The sequence below is a fragment of the Gammaproteobacteria bacterium genome (assembly GCA_036383255.1).
In the GTDB taxonomy this organism is placed as follows: Bacteria; Pseudomonadota; Gammaproteobacteria; order Natronospirales; family REEB76; genus DASUBN01.
Genome location: DASVOS010000008.1, coordinates 19,420 through 42,280, shown reverse-complemented (window position 1 = coordinate 42,280; position 22,861 = coordinate 19,420). Strand labels below are relative to the sequence as shown.

The following is a 22,861-nucleotide window of genomic DNA, read 5'->3' as shown; positions in this document are numbered from 1 at the left end:
CCGAGGGCAGGTGGCGCAGAGATCGGGGCGTGGTGAGAGTAAAGCATACTGAACACACGTTGTCAAGCATGCTAATCATGTGGTAAAGTGAACTTAACCATGAAGACACCCGGCGACCGCATCCACTTCATCCGCGAGGAGCTCGAGCTGTCTCAGGAGGCGTTCGGGCGCCACCTCGGCGTGTCCAAGGCCGCCGTATCCCAATGGGAGAATGGCGACATCAAGAACCTGCGCCCCGCCAACCTGTTCGCGATGCAGAACTTCACGGGGTTCTCCGCCGAGTGGATCGCCACCGGCGCCGGCAACATGCGCGTCAAGGGCGGCCGCAAGACCGCCGACAACACCCGCCCGGGCCCCGGGCTCTTCAACCTGCCGCTCATCTCCTGGGTGCAGGCCGGTCAATGGAATGACGTGGTCGACATCTATCGGCCCGGCGAGGGGGAGAAGTCGGTGTACACCACCCGCAAGGTCGGCTCGCGCGCTTACGCGCTACGCGTCGTGGGTGACAGCATGGAGAACCCCAACGGCCGTCCTACCTACCCGCAGGGTTCCATCATCATCGTGGACCCGGACCGGGAGGCGATCCACGGCAGTCCGGTGATCGTGCGTCTGGAGGATTCCAAGCAGGCCACCTTCAAGCAGCTCGTCGTCGAGGGCGGCGTGCGTTACCTGAAGCCCCTCAACCCGCGTTACCCCATCATGAAGGTGGACCGCAAAGCCAGCTTCTGCGGCGTGGTGGTGCAGACCATCATCGACGAGGACTGAGCCGCACGCGTGGGCAAGACCTACACGAACCTCGATCCGCACATGCCCATCGGCAAGGGCCTCTTACGCTGGCGCCTTGAGAAATACCTCGCCGGTGTCCCCCAGCCGCCCCCAGGGGGCTACCAGGCCTTCGCCGAGCGCTGGTGCGTGCCACCGGATTTCACGCCGGATCCCGGACCGCGCACCTGGTGGCTGGGGCATGCCACCGTGTTGCTGCGCCTGGGTGGGCTGCACATCATCACCGATCCGCACCTGAGCGAGCGTGCCTCGCCTTTCTCCTTCATGGGCCCCAAGCGCCTCGTGCCCGCGCCGGCGCAGGCCGGCGGGTTGCCCAAGGTGGACGTGGTGTTCATCTCCCACAACCACTACGACCACTTGGACGACCGCAGCATCCGTGCGCTGCACCGGGCCAACCCTGACCTCGTCTGCTACGCCCCCAGGGGCCTCAAGCCCTGGTTCGAGCGCCGCGGCATCCGTCACGTCCACGAGCTGGGCTGGTGGGAGAAGCACGGCCACGGGGATCTTGAGGTCCATTGCGTCCCCGCCCAGCACTGGAGCGCGCGCACCCCTTTCGACCGGAACCGCACCCTCTGGTGCGGCTGGGTGGTGAAGGCCGCGGGCCTCAGCTTCTATTTCTCCGGCGACACCGGCTACACCCCGCGCCTGCAGGAGATCGCGAGCCGCTTGGGTCCCCCTGACCTCGCGGCCCTGCCCATCGGCGCCTTCGCCCCCCGTTGGTTCATGCGGCCCCAGCATGTGGATCCGCCAGAAGCCGTGCGGCTGCACCGAGAGCTCGGCGTGCGCCGCTCCCTCGCCATCCACTGGGGCACCTTCGAGCTTGCGGACGATGGCCTGGAAGAGCCCGTGGATATCCTGCGGCGCGCGCTGCGGGAGAGCGATCTCGGCGCCGACGATTTCTGGGTCATGCGCCAGGGAGAATCGCGCGGGCTGGAACAGCCCTGATGGTCGGCTACTCCGGAACGCCCCTCGCGATGAAACTCGGCATCAAGCCAGGCCACCGCGTCTGGGCCAAGGGTGCGCCCAAGGACTACCCGCGTCTCCTCGCGCCCCTGCCGGAGGGCGTCAAGCTCATGGGCCGCGCGGGCAAGGGTCTCGACCTCATCCATTTCTTCACCCGGCGCAAGGCGGAGCTCGCTGCCGCCCTTCCCCGTCTCCTGTCTGCCATCCAGCGCGACGGCACCATCTGGATCTCATGGCCCAAGCAGGCCTCCAAGGTCGAGACCGACCTGACCGAAGACGTGGTGCGCAAGCTGGCGCTGCCTTTGGGGCTCGTGGACGTGAAGGTCTGTGCCGTGGACGAGGTCTGGTCCGGCCTCAAGCTCGTCATCCGCAAGACGCTGCGCTGAGTTTGTCCAGCCCCTCCGGGGGGCTGGGCGGCCGGCATCCGCTCCGCTTTACTGTATTCACCCTAGTACGAATCGGGTGGATACCGGAGTGACCATGCATGCAGTGACGCGGTTCAATGTCCAGGCACCGAGACATCCGGTGCCGCTCGCCCAGGTGGAGGTGCTGCTGCTCTTCCACCCCGAACTCCAGTGCGGCGGCCCAAGGCGCATCCCGCCGGAACTGTGCGGTCGCGCCGCCCAGGGATGGCTCACGCTGGATGTCTTCGGCAGGCCCGGCACCAGCGAACTGACCGGGCGCCCGGTGCTCGAGGACCTGAGACTGGAAGTCGCCGGCGCGGATGTGGAAGCGATCCTGCCGGACCGCATCGTCAACGAGGTCGCGGATTACGTGCTCGCCGGAGCCTGAGTTCCGGCGGCGGATTCAGTAGTAGAGGTGGAAACTATGTGCTTCGCAGGTATTGAAGAAGACGTCAAGAACCTGGTGGAGAGAGTGGCGGCGAAGGCCGAGGTTCATGCGCTGGATGCCCGCATCGACCATGGCCATCTGCATCTCCTGGTGGAGAACCGCGGCTGGGTCCGTTCCACGGACCTACTCGCTCCCCACGTGGAAGAGGACGACGACGCCCTGTCCGAGTCCATCACCGTGCGCCATCTGGAGCAGCCGGCGCTCTACGCCCCGGGCCGCTGATCCGGTCCGAGACGGGATATACGAAGCACCACGGGTGAAAGCCCGTGGTGCTTTTTATTTATGAGGGAAAAGAGAAGGTGGTGCCGGCAGAGGGCGAAGGCGGTGTTTTCACGCGAGCATGGCTCGCGTCCGCCTGAGCGACCGGCCAAGGACGGCCGGGCCGGTCACGGCACCAGGGATGGTTGCCAATCGTCAGGTGACAAGAACGTGAAGATGGTGCCGGCAGAGGGAATCGAACCCCCGACCCACGCATTACGAATGCGTTGCTCTACCAACTGAGCTACGCCGGCATCTAGCTTTTTTGCTGCCCCGACGGGCCAGAAGAAGCGGCGAATTATAAGGGAATCCGCCCGCCAGCCGCCACCGGTCAATCCCGGCGCTTGCGCACCCGCATGATGACTTCGATGCCGTCCGGCTGCATCCCCGCCGGCAGCGTCGGCAGCTTGGAGAATGCCACCTCGTGGGAGGGGATGTCCTGCAGCTCGCCGCTGTCCACGTTGTAGATATGGTGGTGTGAGCCGGTGGTGGAGTCGTAGAACACCCGCGCCGGGTCCACGATCACCTCCCGCACCAGTCCCTTGTCCGAGAACAGCTTGAGGGTGTTGTACACCGTGGCCTTGGAGACCTTGGCCTTCTCGCCGCGGTTCACCGCCGCCATGATCTGGTCCGCGGACATGTGCTGCGCGCGGCGGAACAGCACCTCGGCGATCTCCAGCCGCTGCGGCGTGGGGATCACACCGTGCTTCTTGAGATGCAGCTCGAGGGCGTGGCCGTTGAGGGGACGATGGGTGTCGGACATAGCTAAGTCTAAGTATATGCTCAAAAAATACCCAGGTCCACGCCGTCAGCGCTCCGGCCGGTACGGCACGGGGTCCAGGATGGGCGCGCGTCCCGCCATCAGGTCGGCGAGCAGACGCGCCGAGCCCGGCGCCAGCGTCACGCCGTTGGTGTAGTGCCCGGTGTTGAACCACAGGCCCGCGAGCCTCGGATGCGGACCGATGTAGGGGATGCCTTCCGGCGAGCCGGGACGGATGCCGCTCCACTGGCGAGCGGGCTCGGCGCCCTTCAGCACCGGCAGGAGTTCGCCCGCCACCCGTGTCAGCTCGTCGCGCGCCTCCGCCGTCACATCCTTGTCGAAGCCGACATGCTCGCGGGTGCTGCCCACGATGATCTCGCCGGCGCGCCGCGCCAGCAGGTAGTGTTCGCCTTGGCACAACACGCGGCCGATCAGGCCCGGCGGCCCCCGGAACTGGATGATCTGCCCGCGCACCGGTTCCACAGGGAGTTCGATGCCGGCCATGCCCGCGAGTCCCTGGCTCCAGGCGCCGGCCGCCACCACCACATGCTCAGCCTGCAGCTCGCCGTTCTCGGTGCGCACGCCCGTGATCCTTCCGTTCTTTTCCACCAGCCCCGTGACGGCGGTCTCCTCCTTGATGGGCACGCCCTCGTTCAAGAGCGCCTCGCGCAGCGCGCGCAGGAAGCGGGAGATGTGGATGTGCGCGATGCCGGGCAGGAAGATCGCCGGCCGCGCCTGATCCGCGAGCGCCGGTTCCTGTCGCCTCACCTCGTGCGCTTCCAGGAAGTCGATGGCGCGCCCTGTCACCTGCGCCCAGGCCTGGGCCGCTTCCCGCTCGGCCAGGTCGAAGCAGAGCAGGCCGCTCGGCGTCCATTCGGGATCGATGCCGCTGGCGCGGCGCACGTCGTCCGCCAGCATCGCGTAGGAGGACTGGCTCCAGCGCGACAAGAGCGCCAATGGCTTGGGTGAGCGCCAGGGGAACAACGTGGAGAGGATGCCGGCTGCCGCGCGGGAAGCCTCGCGGCCCGTGAGCCCGCGCTCCACCACCGTCACCGCGAACCCGGCGCGCGTGAGTTCCCGGGCCGACAGCAGCCCGACCACACCGGCGCCGATGATGATCACGTCCTGCTTACGAGTCATGACCCTTTCATCCCCTGGGACGGGAGTCCGGGCCAAAGTATATAGAAAAAGCCGGGATCGCCGGACGCGCCGGCCGGGGCTGCATATTCACGCCTAGCTGACGCGGCGCAGCACCTTGGGCAGGGCGAACTCCACGTTCTCGGGGATGCCCTGGATCTCACGCGCGCTGTGTCCGCCCCATTGCTTGAGGCGCTCCACCACCTGCTGCACCAGCACCTCCGGTGCTGAAGCCCCGGCGGTCACGCCCACCGCGTCCTTGCCCGCGAACCAGGCCTGCTGCATGTCCTCGGGCCCGTCGATGAGATAGGCCGCCGCGCCCTCGCCCTCGGCGATCTCGCGCAGGCGGTTCGAGTTGGAGCTGTTGCGTGAGCCCACCACCAGCAGCACCTGGCACTGGCGCGCGAGCTTCTTCACCGCGTCCTGCCGGTTCTGGGTCGCGTAGCAGATGTCATCCTTGCGCGGTCCGTGGATCGCGGGGAAGCGCGCCCGCAGCGCGTCGATCACCCGCGCGGTGTCGTCCATGGAGAGCGTGGTCTGGGTCACGAACGCGCTCTTCTCCGGCGCGCGCAACTTGAGCTTCTCCACGTCTGCCGGCGTCTCCACCAGATGGATGGCGCCGCCGAAGCCGGCGTCGAACTGTCCCATGGTGCCCTCAACCTCCGGGTGGCCGGCATGCCCGATGAGCACCACGTCCAACCCATCGCGGGCGTAGCGGCTCACCTCCATGTGCACCTTGGTCACCAGCGGGCAGGTGGCATCGAACACCCTGAGGCCCCGCCGGTCCGCCTCGCCGCGTACCGTCTTGGACACGCCATGGGCGCTGAAGATCACGATGCCGTCGTCCGGCACCTGGTCCAGTTCGTCCACGAACACGGCTCCCAGGTTGCGCAGCCGCTCCACCACGTGGCGGTTATGCACCACCTCGTGGCGCACGTAGATGGGCGCGCCATAGAGCTCGATGGCACGCTCGACGATCTCGATGGCGCGGTCCACGCCGGCGCAGAAGCCACGGGGGTTAGCGAGCAGGATTTCCATTCAGGTCTATTTTACTACTCGCATGCGTCTCTGCATGAACACGCCGTCCAGGATCAGCATGACGGCGCCCAGGGTGATGGCGGAATCCGCCACGTTGAAGGCCGGGAAGAACCAGCCCTGCCAGTGGAACTGCAGGAAATCCACCACGTAGCCCATGGCCAGGCGGTCCCACACGTTGCCGACGGCGCCGCCCGCCACCAGCGCGAGGCCTGCTGCCACCCAGCGGCTGCCATTGGCCGGCATGCGCGCGAGCCAGGCCACGATGAGCCCGAGGATCACCAGCGCCAGCACCACGAAGAACCAGCGCTGCCAGCCGGAGGCGCCCGCCAGCATGCTGAAGGCGGCACCCGTGTTGTGCAGCAGCGCGACATTGAACACCGGCAGCACGTACAGCGAGTCGTAGAGGTGCATGTGCGCCGCCACGTAACGCTTGCTGAGCTGATCCAGCACGATGATCGCCAGGGAGAGTCCAAGCCATGCGGACTTGCCGGGGATTTTCATCAGGCGTATTTCCTGGCTTCGCCTGCGCCGGTGACGTTGCTGACGCAACGCGCGCAGAGCCCAGGATGGTTCTTGTCCTGACCCACGTCCTCCCGGTGATGCCAGCAGCGCACGCACTTCTCATGCTCCGAAGCCTTCACCTTCAGCCACAGGCCGGGTACTTCCTCGGCTGCCGCCGCGTCCTTGGGCCGGCCGTCGTCGCCATGCACCCGCGCGTAGGAGGTGATGAGCGCGAAACGCAGTTCCTCACCGAGGCCGCCGAGATCCTGCGCCAGCTCCGGCTCGCAGTAGAGGTCCACTTCCGCGTCCAGGGACGAACCGATCTTGCCGTCCACGCGCAGCTTCTCCAGTTCCTTGCGCACCGCCTCGCGCACCGTCAGCACCCGCTGCCACAGCCGCATGTCGGTCTTGGCTGCCTCCGGCAGCGCGTACCAGGTGGCCAGGAACACCGACTCCTCGCGCTTGCCCGGCAGGAAGTGCCAGATCTCCTCGGCAGTGAAGCTCAGGATCGGCGCCAGCCAGCGCACCATGGCCTCGGCTACGTGATGCATGGCGGTCTGGCAGGAGCGCCGCGCCACGCTGTCGGCGCGGGTGGTGTACTCCCGGTCCTTGACCACGTCCAGGTAGAAGCTCGACAGGTCCACCACGCAGAACGCATAGAGCTTCTGGTAGATGAGGTGGTACTGGTAGTCCTGGTAGGCCTGCACCAGCTCCTTCTGCAGCTGCCGCGCGCGCTCCACCAGCCACAGGTCCAGCGCCAGCATCTTGCCCGGTGCCAGCGCGTGCTGCGCCGGGTCGAAGTCGTAGAGGTTCGCCAGCAGGTAGCGCACGGTGTTGCGCATCTTCCGGTAGGCCTCGGCGTTGTGCTTCAGGATGTTGTCGGAGACGGTGAGCTCGCCGCTGTAGTCGGTGGAAGCGACCCATAGGCGCAGCACGTCCGCGCCCAGCGCGCCGATCACCTTCTGCGGCACGATCATGTTGCCGATGGACTTGGACATCTTGCGGCCCTGCTCGTCCACCGTGAACCCGTGAGTGAGCACGTCCTTGTAGGGCGCCTTGCCGCGGATGGCCACGGAGGTGAGCAGCGAGGACTGGAACCAGCCGCGGTGCTGGTCCGAGCCTTCCAGATAGATGTCCGCCTTCTGCTCCGGTCCGATCCCGAGACGCTTCTCGCCCACGCAGTAGTGCACCACGCCGGAGTCGAACCACACGTCCAGGATGTCCTTGACCTTGTCGTAGTCCTTGGCCTCGCCGCCCAGGAACTCCTCGGCTCCGCGCGAGAACCAGAAGTCCACGCCCTCCTTCTCCACGCCCTGGGCCACGGTCTCCAGCAGTTCCGCCGTGCGCGGATGCAATTCACCGGTGGCCTTGTGCACGAACAGCGCGATGGGCACGCCCCAGGTGCGCTGGCGCGAGATGCACCAGTCCGGGCGGTTGCCCACCATGGCCTCGATGCGGTTCTGGCCCCAGTCCGGGATCCATTTCACCTTCTTGATCTCTTCCATCGCCGCCCGGCGCAGGCCGTTGTGATCCATGCCGATGAACCACTGCGGCGTGGCACGGAAGATCACCGGCGACTTGTGGCGCCAGCAATGGGGATAGCTGTGGCGGTAGGGCTCGTGATGCAGCAGCGTGCCCTGCTCCATGAGCACCTTGACGATGTGGTCGTTCGCCTTGAACACGTGCTGTCCGGCGAAGAGTTCCGTATTGGGCAGGTACACGCCCTGGCTGTCCACGGGGTTCACGATCGGCAGCTTGTACTGCATGCCCACCGCGAAGTCTTCCTGGCCGTGCCCGGGCGCCGTATGCACCGCGCCGGTGCCTGCATCCAGCGTCACGTGCTCGCCCAGCACCACCGGCACCGAGCGCGCATAGAAGGGATGCCGCAGCATCGCGCCTTCCAGTTCCTTGCCCAGGCTCTCGCCCGCCAGCTTGTAGTCCGCGATCTTCCAGCGCTGCATCACCCCTTCGATCATGGGCTTCGCCAACAGCACCCGTTCCGGACCCCGGCCCGCGTCGAACTGCACCAGCGCGTATTCGATCTCGCCGTTCAAGGCCACCGCCTGGTTGGCGGGCAGCGTCCAGGGCGTGGTGGTCCAGATGGGCACCGACACCGGTCCAGAGCCGCCGGCGCCCTTCAGGCGCTTCAGGAGGTCTGCCTCGTCAGCCGCCTTGAAGCGCACGTCGATGGCCGGCGAGGTCTTGTCCTCGTATTCCACCTCAGCTTCCGCCAGCGCCGACCCGCAATCCAGGCACCAGTAGACCGGCTTCAACCCTTTATATAGGTGTCCGCGCTTGATCACTTCCGAGAGGGCCCTGAGCTGGTCCGCCTCGAACTGGAAGTTCATCGTGAGATAAGGCTCGTCCCAGGAACCCAGGATGCCCAGGCGCTTGAAATCCTCCCGCTGGCGGGAGATCTGTTCCTTGGCGTACTCGCGGCAGGCGGCACGGAACGCCTTGGCGTCCACCTTCTGCCCTGCCTTGCCCACCTTCTTCTCCACCTGCAGCTCGATCGGCAGGCCATGGCAATCCCAGCCCGGCACGTAGGGTGCGTCGAAGCCGTCCAGGGAGTGGGACTTCACCACGATGTCCTTGAGCACCTTGTTCACGGCATGGCCCAGGTGGATGTCGCCGTTCGCGTAGGGCGGCCCGTCCTGCAGGATGTAGCGCGGTTTGCCCGCGCGCGCCTTGCGGATGCGCCCGTACAGGTCGGCATCGGCCCAGCGCTTCAGCCACTCCGGCTCCCGTCCCGGCAGGTTCGCCTTCATGGGGAAATCCGTGCGGGGCAGGTTCAGGGTGCTCTTGTAGTCGGGAGCGTTGTCGGATTGCTTGTCCATTCAGTGCTTTCTTGGGTCCACGTGTGCCAGCCGCGCACGCGCGGCGTCTATGTCCTTGCTGATCTGGGCCGCGAGGGCGTCCAGACTATCAAAGTGCCGGTCCTCCCGCAGACGCTCCAGGAGCTTCACCTCGATGCGACGGCCATAGAGGTCGCCTTCGTAGCCGAGGAGATGCGCTTCCACCGTGAGCTCCGTGCCGCCTGCCGCCGGCCGCCTTCCTATATATGCGGCCGCGTCCACGTCCGTCCCGGTCACGCCCGCCACCCGGGCCGCGAAGATGCCGCTCACCGGCGCCTGGGCCCGCTTCAACGCCAGGTTCACCGTGGGGAATCCCAGCCGGCGGCCCAGCCGCTCCCCGTGCATCACCCGCCCCATGAGACCGAAGGGCCGGCCCAGCAGCTTCGCCGCTTCTTCCATCCTGCCTTCCGCGAGGAGCGTGCGGATGCGGGTGCTGCTCACCCGCTCACCCGCCGCCGTCACCGAGGCCGTGTCCGCCACTTCGAAACCGTGTTCCGCTCCGGCTTGCCTCAGCATCGCGAAGTCACCGCGCCGGTCTTTGCCGAAGCGGAAGTCGTCTCCCACCGTCAGGTGCCGCAGCCCCAGCCCCTCCACCAGCACACGGCTGATGAACGTCTCCGCGGGCACGGCCGCCAGACTGCGGTCGAAGCGCAGGCACAGGACCCGCTCCACGCCCGCCGCCTCCAGCAGCGGCCACTTCTCCATGAAGCGGGTCAGCCGCACCGGTGCCTTGTCCCCGGCGAAATACTCCTGCGGCTGCGGCTCGAACAGGATCAGCGTGGCCGGCACGCTCAAATCCCGCGCCCGCTGCTTGAGATCCCTCAGCACCGCCTGGTGGCCCAGGTGCACGCCGTCGAAGTTGCCGATGCTCGCCACCGCGCCGCGGTGGCGGGGCTTCAGGCTCTTGAGTCCCCGGATGAGCTCCATCCGGCTCACACCGGCGTCGCGCCGCTCGGCAAGTGCGTGCCCTTCACCCTGAGGTCGCTGAGTCGGAAGCCGAGGCCGAACAGCACGCCGAAGTACACCACCACCGCCGCCACCAGCCAGAAGGCCAGCCATTCTATGCGGTGCAGCGCGCCGCGCTCTATCCAGGTGGCGAGACGGCCGCTGAAGCACACCAGCATGCCGCCCATCACCACGTTCGCGATCATCACCCGCATCAGGAGCGTCTTCCACCCGCCGGTGGGCGTGTAGACGCCGTTCTTGCGCAGGCCGTAATAGAGCTGCCCGGCGTTCACGAACGAGGCCAGGGAGGTGGAGAGCGCGAGGCCCGCGTGGGGCGCTATCCAGCCGGCGTGCGCCCAGGGGATGGTGATGACCAGGTTGAAGAACAGGTTCGCCGACACCGCCACGATGGCGGTACGGAACGGCGTGCGGCTGTCCTGGCGCGCGTAGTAGGCCGGCAAGAGCACCTTCACCATGGTGAAGCTCAGGAGTCCCATGGAGTAGGTGGTGAGCGCCCAGGTCACCATCAGCGTGTCATGGGCATCGAAGGCGCCGTAGTTGAACAGCGTGGTGAGCAGCGGCCCTGAGAACACCAGCAGGCCCATGGCCGCTGGCAGCACCACCACCGCGGTGACCCGGAAAGCCCAGTCCAGGGTGGCCGAGAAACCGGCGGTGTTCTTGAGCGCGTGGTGCTGCGCCAGCGTGGTCAGGAGCACCGTGCCGAGCGCGATGGAGAAGATCCCCAGCGGGAACTCCATGATGCGGTCCGCGTAGTACAGCCAGCTCACGCTGCCCGTCGCCAGGAACGAGGCGATCAGCGAGTCCACCAGCAGGTTCACCTGCGCCACCGAGGAGCTGAACACCGTCGGCAGCATCAGCTTCATGATGCGCGTCACCGCCTCGTGGGTCTCGCCCCAGCGCGGCCGGGGCAGGAGCTGAAGCTGCGCCAGGAACGGCAGCTGGAACGCGAGCTGCACGATCCCCGCGATGAACACGCCCCAGGCCAGCGCCATCCCCGGCTGCGCGAGGTGCGGCGCCAGGTAGACGGTGGCCAGGATCATGCAGATGTTGAGGAGCACTGGGGTGAACGAGGCCACCCAGAACCGGCTGTAGGTGTTGAGGATGCCCCCGGCCATGGCCGTGAGCGAGATGAACATCAGGTACGGGAAGGTGACCCGCAGCATCGCCACCGACAGGTCGTACTTGTCCGGGTAGTTGCTGAAACCCGGCGCGAAGATCCACATCACCACCGGCGCGCCCAGCACGCCCACGGCGGTCACGATGAGCAGCGCCAGCCCCAGGCTACCCGCCACCTGGTCCGTGAGCAGCTTCACCTCCCCGTGGCTGCGGGTGGCCTTGTACTCCGAGAGCACCGGCACGAAAGCCAGCGAGAAGGCCCCCTCACCGAAGGTGCGGCGGCCGAAGTTGGGGATCTTGAAGGCCATGGTGAAGGCGTCCATGACCATGCCGGCGCCGAAGTAGCGGGCCAGGACCATGTCCCGGGCGAAGCCCAGGATGCGGGAGATTAAGGTCATCCCTCCCACCAGGGAGGTGGCCTTGAACAGCGCGCGGGACATGTCGTTCGGGGCCTTGGAGAACGGGGGCGTAAAGGCCCGCCATGATACCGGGCCAGGGGGCCTCCCGGCCATGCCACGGGGCCGAAAAGGCAGGCCAGGCAGTGGTTTAGGTGCGTTTTCGTTGCGAAATCCCCCCGGAATCCGTATAGTACGCACCCTTTCGGGCTGCCGGCCTTGAGGCCGGCGGCGACATCAGGTCCCAGGAGCAGTACTTTGGCCAATACCAAGCAAGCTAAGAAGCGCGCCCGTCAGGCGCTCGCCCACCGCGACCACAACGCCACCATGCGTTCCATGGTGCGCAGCTACATCAAGAAGGTCGTGAAGCTGATCGGCGAAGGCAAGAAGGCCGAGGCCGAGACCGCCTACAAGGAAGCTGTGCCGGTCATCGACCGCATGGCTGACAAGGGCCTACTGCACCGCAACAAGGCCGCTCGCCACAAGAGCCGCCTGAACGCCCACATCAAGGGCATGAAGGCCTAAGCCTTCCCCCTCCAGTGTGCAAAAGGAAAGCCGGCTTCGTAGCCGGCTTTTCTTTTGCTTATTCGTACTCATCCGGCTCCGGCTCGGGCGGCGCATCGGGGAACGCCGGCGTCGCGACGCCGATCTCCTCCAGCCTGGCCATGATCTTCTGGCACAGCTCCTGGGTGCCCTCCCCCGAGATGCCGGAGATGCGGAACACCGGCCCCTTCCACCCTAGACCCTCCACGATGGCCTGGCAGCGTGCGTCCCGCTCCTCCGGCGGCAAGAGGTCCAGCTTGTTCAGCACCAGCCAGCGCTCCCGCTCCGCCAGTTCCGGGCTGAACTTCTCCAGCTCCTTCACGATGGACTGGGCATCCTGCACCGGGTCGCCGCTGCCCTCGTAGGGCGCCACGTCCACGAGATGCAGCAAGAGGCGCGTGCGCTGCAGGTGCTTGAGGAAGCGGATGCCCAACCCTGCCCCCTCCGCCGCCCCCTCGATCAGCCCCGGCACGTCGGCCATCACGAAGCTGCGGTGCTGCCCCACCGAGACCACCCCCAGGTTAGGGTGCAGGGTGGTGAAGGGGTAGTCCGCCACCTTGGGCCGCGCCGCCGAGACCGACCGGATCAGCGTGGACTTGCCGGCGTTCGGCAGGCCCAAGAGGCCCACGTCCGCCAAAACCTTGAGTTCCAGCTTCAGGGTGCGCCGCTCGCCTGGGGAGCCCGGCGTGGTCTGGCGCGGCGCCCGGTTCACGCTGCTCTTGAAGCGGGAGTTGCCCAGGCCATGGAAGCCCCCCTGGGCCACCTTCAACCGCTCTCCCAGCTTGACCAGGTCCCCCAGGAGCTCCTGCGTGTCCGCGTCGTAGACCAGCGTGCCCACCGGCACCGCCACCGTCATGTCCTCACCGCCGCGGCCGGTCATGTCGCGGCTCTGGCCCTTCTCGCCGTGCTGGGCCTCGTAGGTACGGGTGTTGCGGAAATCCGCTAGGGTGTTCAGTCCCTGGGTCGCCTCCAGGAAGATGCTGCCGCCGTCGCCGCCGTCACCGCCGTCCGGGCCGCCCATGGGGATGAACTTCTCGCGGCGGAAGCTCGCGACGCCGTTGCCGCCGTTGCCGGCGATCACCTTGATGGTGGCTTCGTCTACGAATTTCATGGCTTTAGCTTACGCCTGAGGATAAACAAAAAAGCCCCGGAGACCGGGGCTTTCTGTACGGATGACCCGTCGAAGGCTTACTTGGCAGGAGCGGCCTCGGTGGCGATCACGCTCACGTAGCGGCGCACCGGCTTGCCCTTCTCCTGGAACTTCACGTGGCCGGCGGCCACCGCGAACAGGGTGTGGTCCTTGCCCATCTTCACGTTCTCGCCGGCACGGTACTCGGTGCCGCGCTGACGGATGATGATGTTGCCGGAGATCACCGCCTGACCGCCATAGACTTTTACGCCCAGGCGTTTCGACTCGGAGTCGCGGCCGTTACGGGTACTGCCGCCTGCTTTTTTATGTGCCATTGCCTATATCCTCGAAATGCTTAGCCCGAGATCCCGGTGATCTCGACCTCGGTGAAATGCTGCCGGTGGCCGGCGCGGCGGCGGTAGTTCTTGCGGCGGCGCAGCTTGAAGGTGAACACCTTGTCGGTGCGGCCATCGCGCTTCACCTTGCCGGTGACCTTGCCACCGGAGATGAAGGGCACGCCCAGCTTGGGGGCCTCGCCTTCCTTGCCGACCATCAGGACCTGGTCGAAGGACACGTCGCTGCCGGCCTCGGCGTCGAGCAGTTCCACCTTGATCACGTCGCCCTGGGCAACGCGGTACTGCTTGCCTCCGGTCACGATAACAGCGTACATGGGGGTCTCCAGAAACCGTCAAAAATAGCGTCAAAGGGCGCGCATTTTAAGGGGTTCAGCGCCCCCGGTCAAACTGTAAGGCCTTGGCTTGACACAATTTTCGCCCCCCCCTAGCATCCCCTTCCCGCGGCGTCCCGCCGCCCCTGCCCGGCCCCCATGTCCCGACCCTCTCCCACCCCCCCTGCGGGCGCCCCCGGCCTGGATGCCCTGCGCGCCCTGGTGGCGGAGGACTTGGCCGCGGCCGACAGGCGCGTCCGGGACGAGCTCAGGTCCGACGTGGCCCTCATCAACCAGCTGGGGGAGTACCTGGTGGTAGCCGGCGGCAAGCGCCTACGGCCCCTGGTGGTGCTCCTGGCGGCCCGGGCCTGCGGCATCCAGGGCCTGCGGCACGTGGAGCTCGCCGCCATCATCGAGTTCATCCACACCGCCACCCTGCTCCACGACGACGTGGTGGACGGCTCGGAGCTGCGCCGCGGGCGGGACACCGCCAACGCGGTCTGGGGCAATCCGGCCAGCGTGCTCACCGGCGACTTCCTGTACTCCCGCGCCTTCCAGATGATGGTGAAGCTGGACGAGATGCGCGTCATGCAGGTGATGGCCGACGCCACCAACCGCATCGCCGAGGGCGAGGTCATGCAGCTCCTCAACTGCCACGACCCGGACACCACGGAAGAACGCTACACCGAGGTCATCCACCGCAAGACCGCCACGCTGTTCGAGGCGGGCGCCCGCCTGGGCGCGGTGCTGGCGAAGCGGCCCGCCGCCGAGGAGCAGGCCCTCGCGGGCTACGGCCTGCACCTGGGCGTCGCGTTCCAGCTCATCGACGACGTCCTGGACTACAGCGCAACCGCCGAGGAGATGGGCAAGAACATCGGCGACGATCTGGCCGAGGGCAAGCCCACCCTGCCCCTGATCCACGCGCTGCAGGATGCCGAAGGCAGTGAACGGGCGCTGCTGCGCTCCGCCGTGGAAACGGGCGGCCTCGAACAGGTGAAGGAAGTGATCCGCATCGTCAGCCGCGGCGGCGCCCTGGACTACACCCGCCGGCGCGCCCGCGAGGAGAGCGGGAAGGCGCGCGAGTGCCTAAAGGCCCTGCCGCCCTCGCCCTACCGGGACGCTTTGGAAGAACTGGCCGAGTTCGCCGTCACCCGCCGCAGCTAGCGCTCAGCGGCGCCGCAGCATGGGCACGCTGCCCTGGCGCAGGATGTCGGCGCAGGCGTCAGCCGAGAGCGGATGGCTGTAATAGAAGCCCTGGGCCATGTCGCAGCCCGCCTCCCGCAGGAACTCCCCCTGGCGCGCCGCCTCCACGCCTTCCGCCACCACCTTGATGCCCAGCTCATGGCCCATGGCGATCACCGCGTTGACGATCGCCGCCTGGCGCGCGTCGTCCGGCACGCCCGCCACGAAGCTGCGGTCCACCTTGATGGTGCGTATGGGGAAACGGTTCAGGTAGCTCAACGACGAATAGCCGGTGCCGAAGTCGTCCAGCGAGAACCCCACGCCCATGTCGGCCAGGTCGTCCATGCGCTGCAGCACCGCCGGGCTGTCGGTCATGAGCGCGGTCTCCGTCAGCTCGAGCTGCAGCATCTGCGCCTCGAGTCCGGTGCGGTCCAGGATGCCCTTCACCGTCGCCACCATGTCGTCCTGCAGGAACTGGCGCGGCGACACGTTCACCGTGAGCGGCGCCAGCGGCACCCCCAGGCTGCGCCATGACACCGCCTGGCGGCACGCCGCCTCCAGCAGCCAGCTGCCCAGCATCAGGATGTCGCCACTCTGCTCGGCGATGGGGATGAACTTGGTGGGCGAGATTAGCGCGCCGTCGGCGGTGCGCCAGCGCGCCAGCGCCTCCAGCCCCGCGACCTTGCCGCCGATCAGCTCCACCTGCGGCTGGTACTCCAGGTAGATCTCGCCCTGCATGGTGGCGCGGCGCAGGTTGCCGCGCAGCGTCAGGTATTCCTCCGCCAGCGCCTTCATGTCGGCGTTGTAGAAGCGCATGCCGCCCGGGTCCTGGCGCTTCACCTCCAGCAGCGCGTTGTCGGCGTTGCGCAGCAGCGCCTCCGCCGTCTCGCCGTCCTGCGGCGCCATGGCCACGCCCATGCTGACCCGCAGGTCCAGCCGGCTCGCCGGCAGCTGCAGGGGCGCCTCGAGCATCCCCTTCACGGACTCCAGCTGCTGGCGCAGCGCCTCGCGGCTGCCGTCGCCGATGATCACCGCCGCGAACTCGTCCGCCGCGAGCCGCGCCACGCCCTCGGAGCCGCCGAAGGCGGCCGAGAGGCGGGTACCGAACTCGCGCAGCACGCTGTCGCCCGCGTCGTGGCCCAGCACGTCGTTGATGATCTTGAAGCCGTCGATGTTGCACAGCACCACCGCCACGCGCCGGTCCGCGCCGGCGTAGCGGAACTGGTCCGCCAGGTGCTCGGTGAGCAGCACCCGGTTGCCGAGTCCGGTGAGCGGGTCGTAGAACGCGAGGTAGCGCAGGCGCTTCTCGCTCTGCACCCGCTCGGTGATGTCGGTGGTGACCGAGATCACGCCGTTGATGCCGCCGCTCTCGTTGCGGCTGATCACCGCGTCCACCTGCACGTCGATGATGCGCCCGTCGGCGGTGAGGTAGCGGGTGGTGAACGCCATGCTGGGGCGCTCGCCCGTCACCAGCTTGCGGAAGCGCATCTCCGCCTCGGCCCGCTGCGGCGCGTCGGCGATGATGTCGAAGACCTTCTTGCCCACGAGGCCGCCGGGCATGTAGCCCAGCATCTCGTGGTGGGCCTGGTTCGCGTAGGTGATCACGCCGTCCAGCGCGATCTCCTTGATGCCGTGCGGCACCGCCTCCATCAGGCGGCGGTACTGGCGCTCGCTGCGCCGCAGCGCCGCCTCGCTCTCCTTCTGGGAAGTGATGTCCTGGAAGATGCCGAACACCGACTCGCCGGCGTCCGGGGTGGGCGGGCTGTACTGGCCCTTCACCCGCACGTGGCGGATCTGGCCGTCCGGCCGCACCACCCGCGCCTCGAACTCCACGCTCTCGTGGGTGGCGGCGGCGTGGCGCACGAACTTCTCCACGTAGGGCTGGTCGTCCGGGTGGTAGGTGCTGAGGGTGCGGTTGAAGTCCGGGTCGATCCTGCGCGGGTCGAGGCCGCGTATGCGGTAGACCTCGTCGGACCACCACAGCTTGTTGCTGGCGATGTCCCAGCGCCAGTGGCCGAGGTGCGCGAGGTGCTCGGCCTCGCCCAGCATCGAGGTGCGCTCCTCCAGCATGTCGCGGGTGCGCACCCGCTCGCTGATGTCGGTGAGCACGCCGACGAAGAACTTGACCGCGCCCTGCTCATCGAACACCGGGCTGATGGACAGCTCGTCCCAGAACTTGGTGCCGTCCTTGCGGTAGTTGATGATCTCGACCTGGATGGAGCGGTGTGCGCGCAGCGCCGAGTTGACCTCGTCGCAGGTCTGCGGGGAGGTCTCCTCGCCCTTCAGCAGGGTCCAGTCCCGCCCGCGCACTTCCTCGAACGTGTAGCCGGTGATGCGCTGGAACGCCGGATTGATGTAGGTGATCAGGTAGCTGTCGCCGCCGGTGGCGTCCGCCACCATCACGCCCGCCGGCGACTGGCTCACCGCCGCGCCCAGCATCACGTGCTCCGAGAGCAGCTTCTCCAGCTCCAGCTCGCGCTGCTTGAGCGCGGTGACGTCCGTATAGACGTTGATGTAGCCGCCGTCGCGGCTGCGCCGCTCCTTGATCAGCACCCAGCGGCCGTCCGGCAGGCGCTGCTCCAGGCTGCCGGTGGAACGGTGGTGCGCCTCGAGCCGGTCCTGCAGCCACCTCTCCGCGTCGCCGTCCGGGATCGCGATCTTGTCCGCCTCGATGGCCGCGCGCAGCATGTCCTCGAACTTGGTGCCGGGCACCATGAGCGGGGCGAGGTGCGGGTACATGAGCTTGAGCTGGTCGTTCGACACCACCACCTTGTCGTCGGCGTCGAAGATTATGAAACCGTCCTCGATGTAGCCGAGCGCATCCGCCAGCAGGTTCTCCGCCTGCTCGCGCGCGCGCGCATGGGTCGCCGCCGAGAGCGCCGCCTTCACCGAGCGGCGCAGTCGCGGCATGTGCTTGGAGGACTTGGTCACGTAGTCCGCGAGCCCGAGCCGCATCGCCTCCACCGCCACCTCCTCGGTGCCGGTGCCGGTGAACATGATCACCGGCAGGTCCTGGTCGCGGCTGCGGATGCGCTTCAGCACCTCGAGGCCCGTGGACCACTTGAGGTGGAAGTCCGTGATCACGAGGTCGAGGCCCGGCTGGGCGATGGCGGCCTCGAGCTGGGCCGGCGTGCTCACCTGGAAGGTCAGGGCGTCCGGGAAGTCCTTGCGCAGCTCCCGCTCCACCAGGGCGCGGTCGTCCGGGTTGTCGTCCACGAGCAATACGCGCGGACCGCCGGCACTGGCGCGCGCAGTCTCGCCTTCCACTCGCTTCTTCTCCGCCATCGGCCCTCCCCAGGCCTGGTCCCCGGTCCGGTCCCGCTAGTGCAGTTCCGGGTGCTCGCTCAGCATCAGCCAATAGACCTGAAGCTGCTTCAAAAGTGCGCTGAACTCCTCGAACACCACCGGCTTCACCAGGTAGGAGTTCGCCCCCAGCTCGTAGGCGCGGTTGATGTCGGCCGGCTCGCGCGACGAGGTCAGCACCACCACCGGCAGGCGCCGCAGGCCGTTCTGGGCCCGCAGCCACTTCAGCACCTCGTGGCCCGAGAGCCGCGGCAGCTTCAGGTCCAGGAGCAGCATGAACGGCAGCGGGTGGCGCAGCCGGTCCGCATAGTCCCCTTCGCCCGAGAGGTAGGCCACCGCCTCCTCGCCGTTCTTCACGCAGGCGATGGGGTTGACCACGTGCGACTTGCTGAACGCGCGCTTGATCAGCATCACGTCGTTCTCGTCGTCCTCCGCCAGCAGGATGGTTGTCTTGGTTATATCGCCCATGTCGGCCATCACCGGTACTCCTTCAGGCGTGCATGGAAGGTGCTGCCCTTCCCGTCGGATTCGACGCTGATCGACCCCTGCATGCTCGCCAGCCCCTTCTTCACGATGGAGAGGCCGATACCCGTGCCCGGATAGGTCTCCGAGCCATGCAGCCTCTCGAACACGTTGAATATGCGTTCCTGGTGCTCCGGCGCGATGCCGATGCCGTTGTCCCTCACGCACAGCTCGATGTCGCCGCGGCGCGCGACGGCCCAGATGCGCACCTTGGGCGCCGTCCCGGGCTCCGTGAACTTGAGCGCGTTCCCCACCAGGTTGAGGATCACCTGCTTTAGTGTGGCCTTGTGGCCGAGGACCGTCAACGGCGGCACCGCCACTTCCACCGCGGCGCCGCGCGACTCGATGTCGTGCTGCAGGTCCGCCAGCGTCTCCTGCACCAGCTCCGCCAGGGGCACCCCCTGCAGCTCCACCTTGTCCCGGCCGATGCGGCTGTAGGCCAGGAGGTCCTGGATCAGGGCGTCCATGTTCTTGGAGCTCTTGATGATGCGCGCCAGGTAGTCCCTGCCGGAGTCGTCCAGCTTGATGCCGTGGTCCTCCAGCACCGCGTCGGCGAAGCCGTGCATGGCGCGCAGCGGCGCCCTGAGGTCGTGCGCCACCGAGTAGGCGAACGCATCCAGCTCCGCGGTGCGTTCCGCCACCCGCCGCTCCAGCTCGTGCATGTGCCCTTCCAGCGCCTCCTTCAGCAGCACGCTCTCGATGCCGGCGGAGGCGCTCTGCGCCAGCTGCAGCAGGATGGACTCGTCCTCCGCGTCGAAATCGGCCCCGCCCTTGTCGGCCACCACCAGTGCACCCACCAGCTCCGAGTCGCCGCCGGTCAGCGGCACCGCCAACAGCGCGCCGATGTCGGTGCGCCCGTAGTTGCCGTCGAACAGCAGCAGCCCCGGGTGGTCCGGCATCTCCTGGGCCATGAAGCGCAGCGGGTGGTGCTTCTCCTTGAGCACGCGCCACACGCCCTCGCCGTCCGGCAGCCGTTCCGGCGCGCGCCAGGCCGCGTAGGGTTCCCCCAGCGATGCTCGCAGCTGCTGCGGCTCGCAGCGGGCGATCGCCACCTGTGCCCCGGACAGCTCGCGGGCACGTTCCGCGCTGATGCACAGCACCTCGTCCACCGTCTTGGCGCCGGCGATCTCCAGCGACGAGGCCGCCAGCGACTGCAGCTCGCGGGCGCGGCGCTCCACCGCCGCCTGCGCCTGTTTGCGGGGGGAGATGTCGTAGATCAGCACCAGGTTGAGCGCACGGTTGTCCAGCACCACGGCGCTCACCCGCACGTCCACGTGCATGATCTCGCCGCTCTTGGTGAGATGCCGCCACTCGCCGGCGTGGCGGTACTCGGCGTTGCGGTAGCCCGGCGCCTTCATGAAGGCCTTGAGCTTCGGCACGTCCTCGGCGGGGCGGATGTCGAAGATGGTCATCTCGAGGAACTCGCTGCGGCTGTGCCCATAGCGGTCTATCGCGGCCTGGTTGACGTCCACGAACTCTCCGGTGTCCCGGTCGTAGAGCAGCATCGGCGCCGGATTGTTGTCGAAGAAGTTGCGGAAGTTGGACTCGCTGCGGCGCGCCGCGGTGCGCGCCTCGCGCGTCTCGTGGTCGAAGCGCATGCGCGTGCGCTGGGCCCAGCGGCTGGTGAAGAACACCCCGCCCAGGGAGATGCCGGCCAGCAGCAGCGCGAACAGCCAGATCACGAAGCGCTCCGCCGCGAACTGCGCCTGGATGCCGGCCCGCGCCGGATCCGGCATGGAGGCCTGCAGCAGCCCGTTCACGCGCCGCGCCATCCACTGGTCTTCCACCAGCAGGAACAGCACCAGCATGATCGCGAACATGCTCGCCGCCAGCACCAGCTCCCGCGGCGTGTAGGCGGACTCGCCGCGCCCCGTGCCGAAGTGGCGCTGCTTGAGGCGCTCGACGGCAGGGCTGAACAGGAGGATCAGCGGCGCGCTGGTCAGCACCGAGAGCAGGAACGCGTTCGGCACCCAGGCCAGCCAGGATGCGAGGATGCCGCCGCCGCCCACCAGGGCCGTGCCCGTGAACTCCGAGATGAACGAGCCCAGCGAGCTCACCAGCGCCGCGCTCAGGGAGGCCAGCAGGAACCAGCCCCAGGAGCGCGCGCTGCGCAGGCTGTAGTCGCCCTTGTAGTTGCAGTAGAAGAGGAAGTAGGTCGCCAGCGCCAGGGGGTTGTGGAGCGCGTTCACCACCGCCACGTCCGGCGGCATACCTTTATAGAGCGTGCTGAACAGCGTGGCGAGGTAGGCCGGCACCGCCGCCCACTCCAGCCCCAGCCACATCACCAGGCACACCCCCACGGTCCAGGGCAGGTAGATGTGCACCACTTCCGCGGTGTGGCCAAGGTGGAACTCCCAGCGGTTCCAGGTGAAGCCGGCGCCGTGGGGCAGCAAGCCGTTGTCCGCCAGCGGCCACCACACGCAGAGCAGCGTCACCGCCAGCCACAGGCTGGTGAGCACGAAGCGCGGATATTCGCGGGCGGCATACACGGCCAGGGGCGACAGCGGCTGCCAGCGCCAGCCCGTGGCGCGCCATGCGGAGGATCCCCTGATGTCCATCACGCTCATGGGCACTGCCTGTCACAGGCTTCCCGCGGCGGCTCGGCGGCCGGCCTATGTCAAACAGTGTAGTCAAATGAGGGAGGCGTGTCCGGGACCCTTGGATTGAAAGGCCCCCGGGGTTCCCGTATAGTACGCGGCCTGCTTTCGGGGTGTAGCTCAGCCTGGTAGAGCACTACGTTCGGGACGTAGGGGCCGCAGGTTCAAATCCTGTCACCCCGACCAATTAAAGACTTTTCCCGTCAGTTTGTACCCTTAGTTCTTAATAGACCCTGCGGCACCTATTTGATACGTAGGGGCCGCTAGGTTCATTTTTGCGTTTGGCTATCCTGCCAAACGCAAAAAGCCAGGGCGGGCTCCTGCCCGGCCCGCTCGGAGGCTTCGCCCCCTCGCCCTGTCACCCCGACTTGTGTTGGCCTCTACCAAGTTCTGTATGGCACTTTGGAAAGGGTAACCGACACGTCTTTGTGTTTCCGATGCACGAGAAGACTCGAAACGGCTCGTACTGCTCTCCCTTGAGCAACAGTTGGTCCAATAACTACCTCGTTAATCGCGAAGGGCTTTTTTTCACCACCAATCGGCAAGTTGCAGTAAGGAACTATCGTAGACTTCCCTTCTCGAAAAGAAAGTCGTTTGGCCATCATAGGTCGACTAATAATTCTCCATTCTCGCTCTTCTTCAAATGCCTGATCTTTTAATACAGGTGCATACCGCTGTAGCCTTGCAACTAGATTCCCTCCCTCTGGGAGCCAATCGTCCAAAGCATCCTCGTCTGCCAACAGTGCTCCTGCTGTCCGAACTTTCTCAATATTCTCGCTAAATATCCCAGCAACTATTCGGCGGATAAACTTTCTCTGCAAATCAGGATCGTAGATACAGCGCGCCATATAAAAACTACGCTCATCCACTGTGTGCAGCAGCAAGTCTCTGGATATACCGATTGCAAATCCGGAGCTTTCCCCGCCATAAGCACGCCATTGCGATAGAGAATCTTTATTCTCAGAAAAAGAACATACACAGACATTCATGGGGCTCATTTCTTTAATGGCCCTATGCATCTCGTCCCATACTGCAGCTTCTTTACCGGATGCACGCGCCAGATTTTCTTCTATTTCGGTTTGCGCAATTGACAGAGCGTGAACGAATTCTTTTGAATCATTGAGGTATTGAGTATGAGTCAACCAAATCGATTCGCTCTCTAAGATGCCTAACAACCCTGATTGAGTTGTGTAGTGATAGAGAGTTTCCGGTGGACGTTCAGAAAAAATGCTCTCGGTTGACGGCTCGGCCATTCCATTACCTACCGGCTGCGCAGATAGGCATCAAGTATAAG

The 22,861-nt window shown here is 66.5% G+C and carries 21 protein-coding genes and 2 tRNA genes; 8 read left to right on the top strand and 15 right to left on the bottom strand.

The window, feature by feature from the left end:
- Positions 1–99 precede the first annotated feature (99 nt).
- The 5 genes from VF651_04570 (at position 100) to VF651_04550 (ending at position 2,820) form a co-directional block, all read left to right on the top strand.
- Positions 100–765 (top strand): S24 family peptidase, encoded by a 666-nt coding sequence (locus VF651_04570; protein HEX7964973.1) that lies wholly within the window; start codon positions 100–102, stop codon positions 763–765.
- A 9-nt stretch (positions 766–774) separates the two neighbouring features.
- A complete protein-coding gene (locus VF651_04565) occupies positions 775–1,728 on the top strand; it encodes an MBL fold metallo-hydrolase (protein ID HEX7964972.1) in 954 nt (317 codons plus the stop codon).
- Positions 1,728–2,132 carry a DUF3052 domain-containing protein gene (locus VF651_04560; protein HEX7964971.1) on the top strand — a complete coding sequence of 135 codons (405 nt, stop codon included), beginning with the start codon at positions 1,728–1,730 and terminating at the stop codon, positions 2,130–2,132. The genes VF651_04565 and VF651_04560 overlap by 1 nt, the downstream gene beginning before the upstream one ends.
- Positions 2,133–2,220: 88 nt before the next feature.
- On the top strand, positions 2,221–2,538 hold the full coding sequence (locus VF651_04555) for a hypothetical protein (protein ID HEX7964970.1): 318 nt from the start codon (positions 2,221–2,223) through the stop codon (positions 2,536–2,538).
- Between the two features lie 36 nt (positions 2,539–2,574).
- Positions 2,575–2,820: a hypothetical protein gene (locus tag VF651_04550; protein HEX7964969.1), complete on the top strand. Its 246-nt coding sequence runs from the start codon at positions 2,575–2,577 to the stop codon at positions 2,818–2,820.
- A 214-nt stretch (positions 2,821–3,034) separates the two neighbouring features.
- Here VF651_04550 and VF651_04545 read toward each other — a convergent pair.
- From VF651_04545 to murJ, 8 genes are all read right to left on the bottom strand, one after another.
- Positions 3,035–3,110 (bottom strand) — tRNA-Thr (locus VF651_04545).
- 77 nt (positions 3,111–3,187) lie between these two features.
- Positions 3,188–3,619 carry a transcriptional repressor gene (locus tag VF651_04540; protein HEX7964968.1) on the bottom strand — a complete coding sequence of 144 codons (432 nt, stop codon included), beginning with the start codon at positions 3,617–3,619 and terminating at the stop codon, positions 3,188–3,190.
- A gap of 45 nt (positions 3,620–3,664) precedes the next feature.
- On the bottom strand, positions 3,665–4,756 hold the full coding sequence (thiO, locus tag VF651_04535) for a glycine oxidase ThiO (GenBank protein ID HEX7964967.1): 1,092 nt from the start codon (positions 4,754–4,756) through the stop codon (positions 3,665–3,667).
- 93 nt (positions 4,757–4,849) lie between these two features.
- Positions 4,850–5,791 carry a 4-hydroxy-3-methylbut-2-enyl diphosphate reductase gene (gene ispH, locus VF651_04530; protein ID HEX7964966.1) on the bottom strand — a complete coding sequence of 314 codons (942 nt, stop codon included), beginning with the start codon at positions 5,789–5,791 and terminating at the stop codon, positions 4,850–4,852.
- A 6-nt stretch (positions 5,792–5,797) separates the two neighbouring features.
- Positions 5,798–6,292, bottom strand: coding sequence for a signal peptidase II (gene lspA / locus VF651_04525; protein ID HEX7964965.1), 495 nt, complete (start codon positions 6,290–6,292; stop codon positions 5,798–5,800).
- Positions 6,292–9,129, bottom strand: coding sequence for an isoleucine--tRNA ligase (gene ileS, locus VF651_04520; GenBank protein ID HEX7964964.1), 2,838 nt, complete (start codon positions 9,127–9,129; stop codon positions 6,292–6,294). The genes lspA and ileS overlap by 1 nt, the downstream gene beginning before the upstream one ends.
- Complete coding sequence (ribF, locus tag VF651_04515; GenBank protein ID HEX7964963.1) at positions 9,130–10,074, bottom strand: bifunctional riboflavin kinase/FAD synthetase; 945 nt, start codon at positions 10,072–10,074, stop codon at positions 9,130–9,132.
- 5 nt (positions 10,075–10,079) lie between these two features.
- Positions 10,080–11,669, bottom strand: coding sequence for a murein biosynthesis integral membrane protein MurJ (murJ, locus tag VF651_04510; GenBank protein ID HEX7964962.1), 1,590 nt, complete (start codon positions 11,667–11,669; stop codon positions 10,080–10,082).
- Between the two features lie 213 nt (positions 11,670–11,882).
- Between murJ and rpsT the strand changes: the two genes are divergently transcribed.
- A complete protein-coding gene (rpsT, locus tag VF651_04505) occupies positions 11,883–12,149 on the top strand; it encodes a 30S ribosomal protein S20 (protein ID HEX7964961.1) in 267 nt (88 codons plus the stop codon).
- 58 nt (positions 12,150–12,207) lie between these two features.
- Here rpsT and cgtA read toward each other — a convergent pair whose 3' ends face one another.
- The 3 genes from cgtA to rplU all read right to left on the bottom strand — a co-directional run bounded on the left by cgtA (position 12,208) and on the right by rplU (position 13,966).
- A complete protein-coding gene (cgtA, locus tag VF651_04500) occupies positions 12,208–13,278 on the bottom strand; it encodes an Obg family GTPase CgtA (GenBank protein HEX7964960.1) in 1,071 nt (356 codons plus the stop codon).
- Between the two features lie 77 nt (positions 13,279–13,355).
- Positions 13,356–13,631 carry a 50S ribosomal protein L27 gene (gene rpmA / locus VF651_04495; protein HEX7964959.1) on the bottom strand — a complete coding sequence of 92 codons (276 nt, stop codon included), beginning with the start codon at positions 13,629–13,631 and terminating at the stop codon, positions 13,356–13,358.
- Between the two features lie 20 nt (positions 13,632–13,651).
- Positions 13,652–13,966 carry a 50S ribosomal protein L21 gene (gene rplU / locus VF651_04490; GenBank protein ID HEX7964958.1) on the bottom strand — a complete coding sequence of 105 codons (315 nt, stop codon included), beginning with the start codon at positions 13,964–13,966 and terminating at the stop codon, positions 13,652–13,654.
- Positions 13,967–14,122: 156 nt separating this feature from the next.
- On the opposite strand from rplU, the gene ispB reads away from it, so the two are divergent.
- Positions 14,123–15,127 carry an octaprenyl diphosphate synthase gene (gene ispB, locus VF651_04485; protein ID HEX7964957.1) on the top strand — a complete coding sequence of 335 codons (1,005 nt, stop codon included), beginning with the start codon at positions 14,123–14,125 and terminating at the stop codon, positions 15,125–15,127.
- A gap of 3 nt (positions 15,128–15,130) precedes the next feature.
- Here the strand turns inward: ispB and VF651_04480 are convergent, their stop codons facing one another.
- Genes VF651_04480 through VF651_04470 form a run of 3 tightly spaced genes read right to left on the bottom strand, consistent with a single transcriptional unit; the run spans position 15,131 to position 21,537 of the window.
- Positions 15,131–18,430 carry an EAL domain-containing protein gene (locus tag VF651_04480; protein HEX7964956.1) on the bottom strand — a complete coding sequence of 1,100 codons (3,300 nt, stop codon included), beginning with the start codon at positions 18,428–18,430 and terminating at the stop codon, positions 15,131–15,133.
- Between the two features lie 36 nt (positions 18,431–18,466).
- The gene (locus VF651_04475; protein HEX7964955.1) at positions 18,467–18,916 is read right to left on the bottom strand and encodes a response regulator; all 450 of its coding nucleotides are present in this window, start codon (positions 18,914–18,916) and stop codon (positions 18,467–18,469) included.
- A gap of 8 nt (positions 18,917–18,924) precedes the next feature.
- Positions 18,925–21,537, bottom strand: a complete 2,613-nt coding sequence (locus VF651_04470; protein ID HEX7964954.1) for an ATP-binding protein — start codon at positions 21,535–21,537, stop codon at positions 18,925–18,927.
- Positions 21,538–21,676: 139 nt separating this feature from the next.
- Between VF651_04470 and VF651_04465 the strand changes: the two genes are divergently transcribed.
- Positions 21,677–21,753 (top strand) — tRNA-Pro (locus tag VF651_04465).
- 194 nt (positions 21,754–21,947) lie between these two features.
- Here the strand turns inward: VF651_04465 and VF651_04460 are convergent.
- Entirely contained in the window at positions 21,948–22,820 is an 873-nt protein-coding gene (locus VF651_04460) for a DUF2971 domain-containing protein (GenBank protein ID HEX7964953.1), read from the bottom strand.
- Positions 22,821–22,861: the final 41 nt, after the last annotated feature.

What these genes read in the sequence shown, in the direction of transcription:
- VF651_04460 (HEX7964953.1), bottom strand. Translation starts at nt 22,820, where the DNA reads ATGGCCGAGCCGTCAACCGAGAGCATTTTTTCTGAACGTCCACCGGAA.
- ispH (HEX7964966.1), bottom strand. Translation starts at nt 5,791, where the DNA reads ATGGAAATCCTGCTCGCTAACCCCCGTGGCTTCTGCGCCGGCGTGGAC.
- VF651_04470 (HEX7964954.1), bottom strand. Translation starts at nt 21,537, where the DNA reads ATGAGCGTGATGGACATCAGGGGATCCTCCGCATGGCGCGCCACGGGC.
- cgtA (HEX7964960.1), bottom strand. Translation starts at nt 13,278, where the DNA reads ATGAAATTCGTAGACGAAGCCACCATCAAGGTGATCGCCGGCAACGGC.
- rpmA (HEX7964959.1), bottom strand. Translation starts at nt 13,631, where the DNA reads ATGGCACATAAAAAAGCAGGCGGCAGTACCCGTAACGGCCGCGACTCC.
- lspA (HEX7964965.1), bottom strand. Translation starts at nt 6,292, where the DNA reads ATGAAAATCCCCGGCAAGTCCGCATGGCTTGGACTCTCCCTGGCGATC.
- VF651_04550 (HEX7964969.1), top strand. Translation starts at nt 2,575, where the DNA reads ATGTGCTTCGCAGGTATTGAAGAAGACGTCAAGAACCTGGTGGAGAGA.
- ispB (HEX7964957.1), top strand. Translation starts at nt 14,123, where the DNA reads ATGTCCCGACCCTCTCCCACCCCCCCTGCGGGCGCCCCCGGCCTGGAT.
- ribF (HEX7964963.1), bottom strand. Translation starts at nt 10,074, where the DNA reads ATGGAGCTCATCCGGGGACTCAAGAGCCTGAAGCCCCGCCACCGCGGC.
- VF651_04570 (HEX7964973.1), top strand. Translation starts at nt 100, where the DNA reads ATGAAGACACCCGGCGACCGCATCCACTTCATCCGCGAGGAGCTCGAG.
- VF651_04560 (HEX7964971.1), top strand. Translation starts at nt 1,728, where the DNA reads ATGGTCGGCTACTCCGGAACGCCCCTCGCGATGAAACTCGGCATCAAG.
- murJ (HEX7964962.1), bottom strand. Translation starts at nt 11,669, where the DNA reads ATGTCCCGCGCGCTGTTCAAGGCCACCTCCCTGGTGGGAGGGATGACC.
- rplU (HEX7964958.1), bottom strand. Translation starts at nt 13,966, where the DNA reads ATGTACGCTGTTATCGTGACCGGAGGCAAGCAGTACCGCGTTGCCCAG.
- thiO (HEX7964967.1), bottom strand. Translation starts at nt 4,756, where the DNA reads ATGACTCGTAAGCAGGACGTGATCATCATCGGCGCCGGTGTGGTCGGG.
- VF651_04540 (HEX7964968.1), bottom strand. Translation starts at nt 3,619, where the DNA reads ATGTCCGACACCCATCGTCCCCTCAACGGCCACGCCCTCGAGCTGCAT.
- VF651_04475 (HEX7964955.1), bottom strand. Translation starts at nt 18,916, where the DNA reads ATGGGCGATATAACCAAGACAACCATCCTGCTGGCGGAGGACGACGAG.
- ileS (HEX7964964.1), bottom strand. Translation starts at nt 9,129, where the DNA reads ATGGACAAGCAATCCGACAACGCTCCCGACTACAAGAGCACCCTGAAC.
- VF651_04480 (HEX7964956.1), bottom strand. Translation starts at nt 18,430, where the DNA reads ATGGCGGAGAAGAAGCGAGTGGAAGGCGAGACTGCGCGCGCCAGTGCC.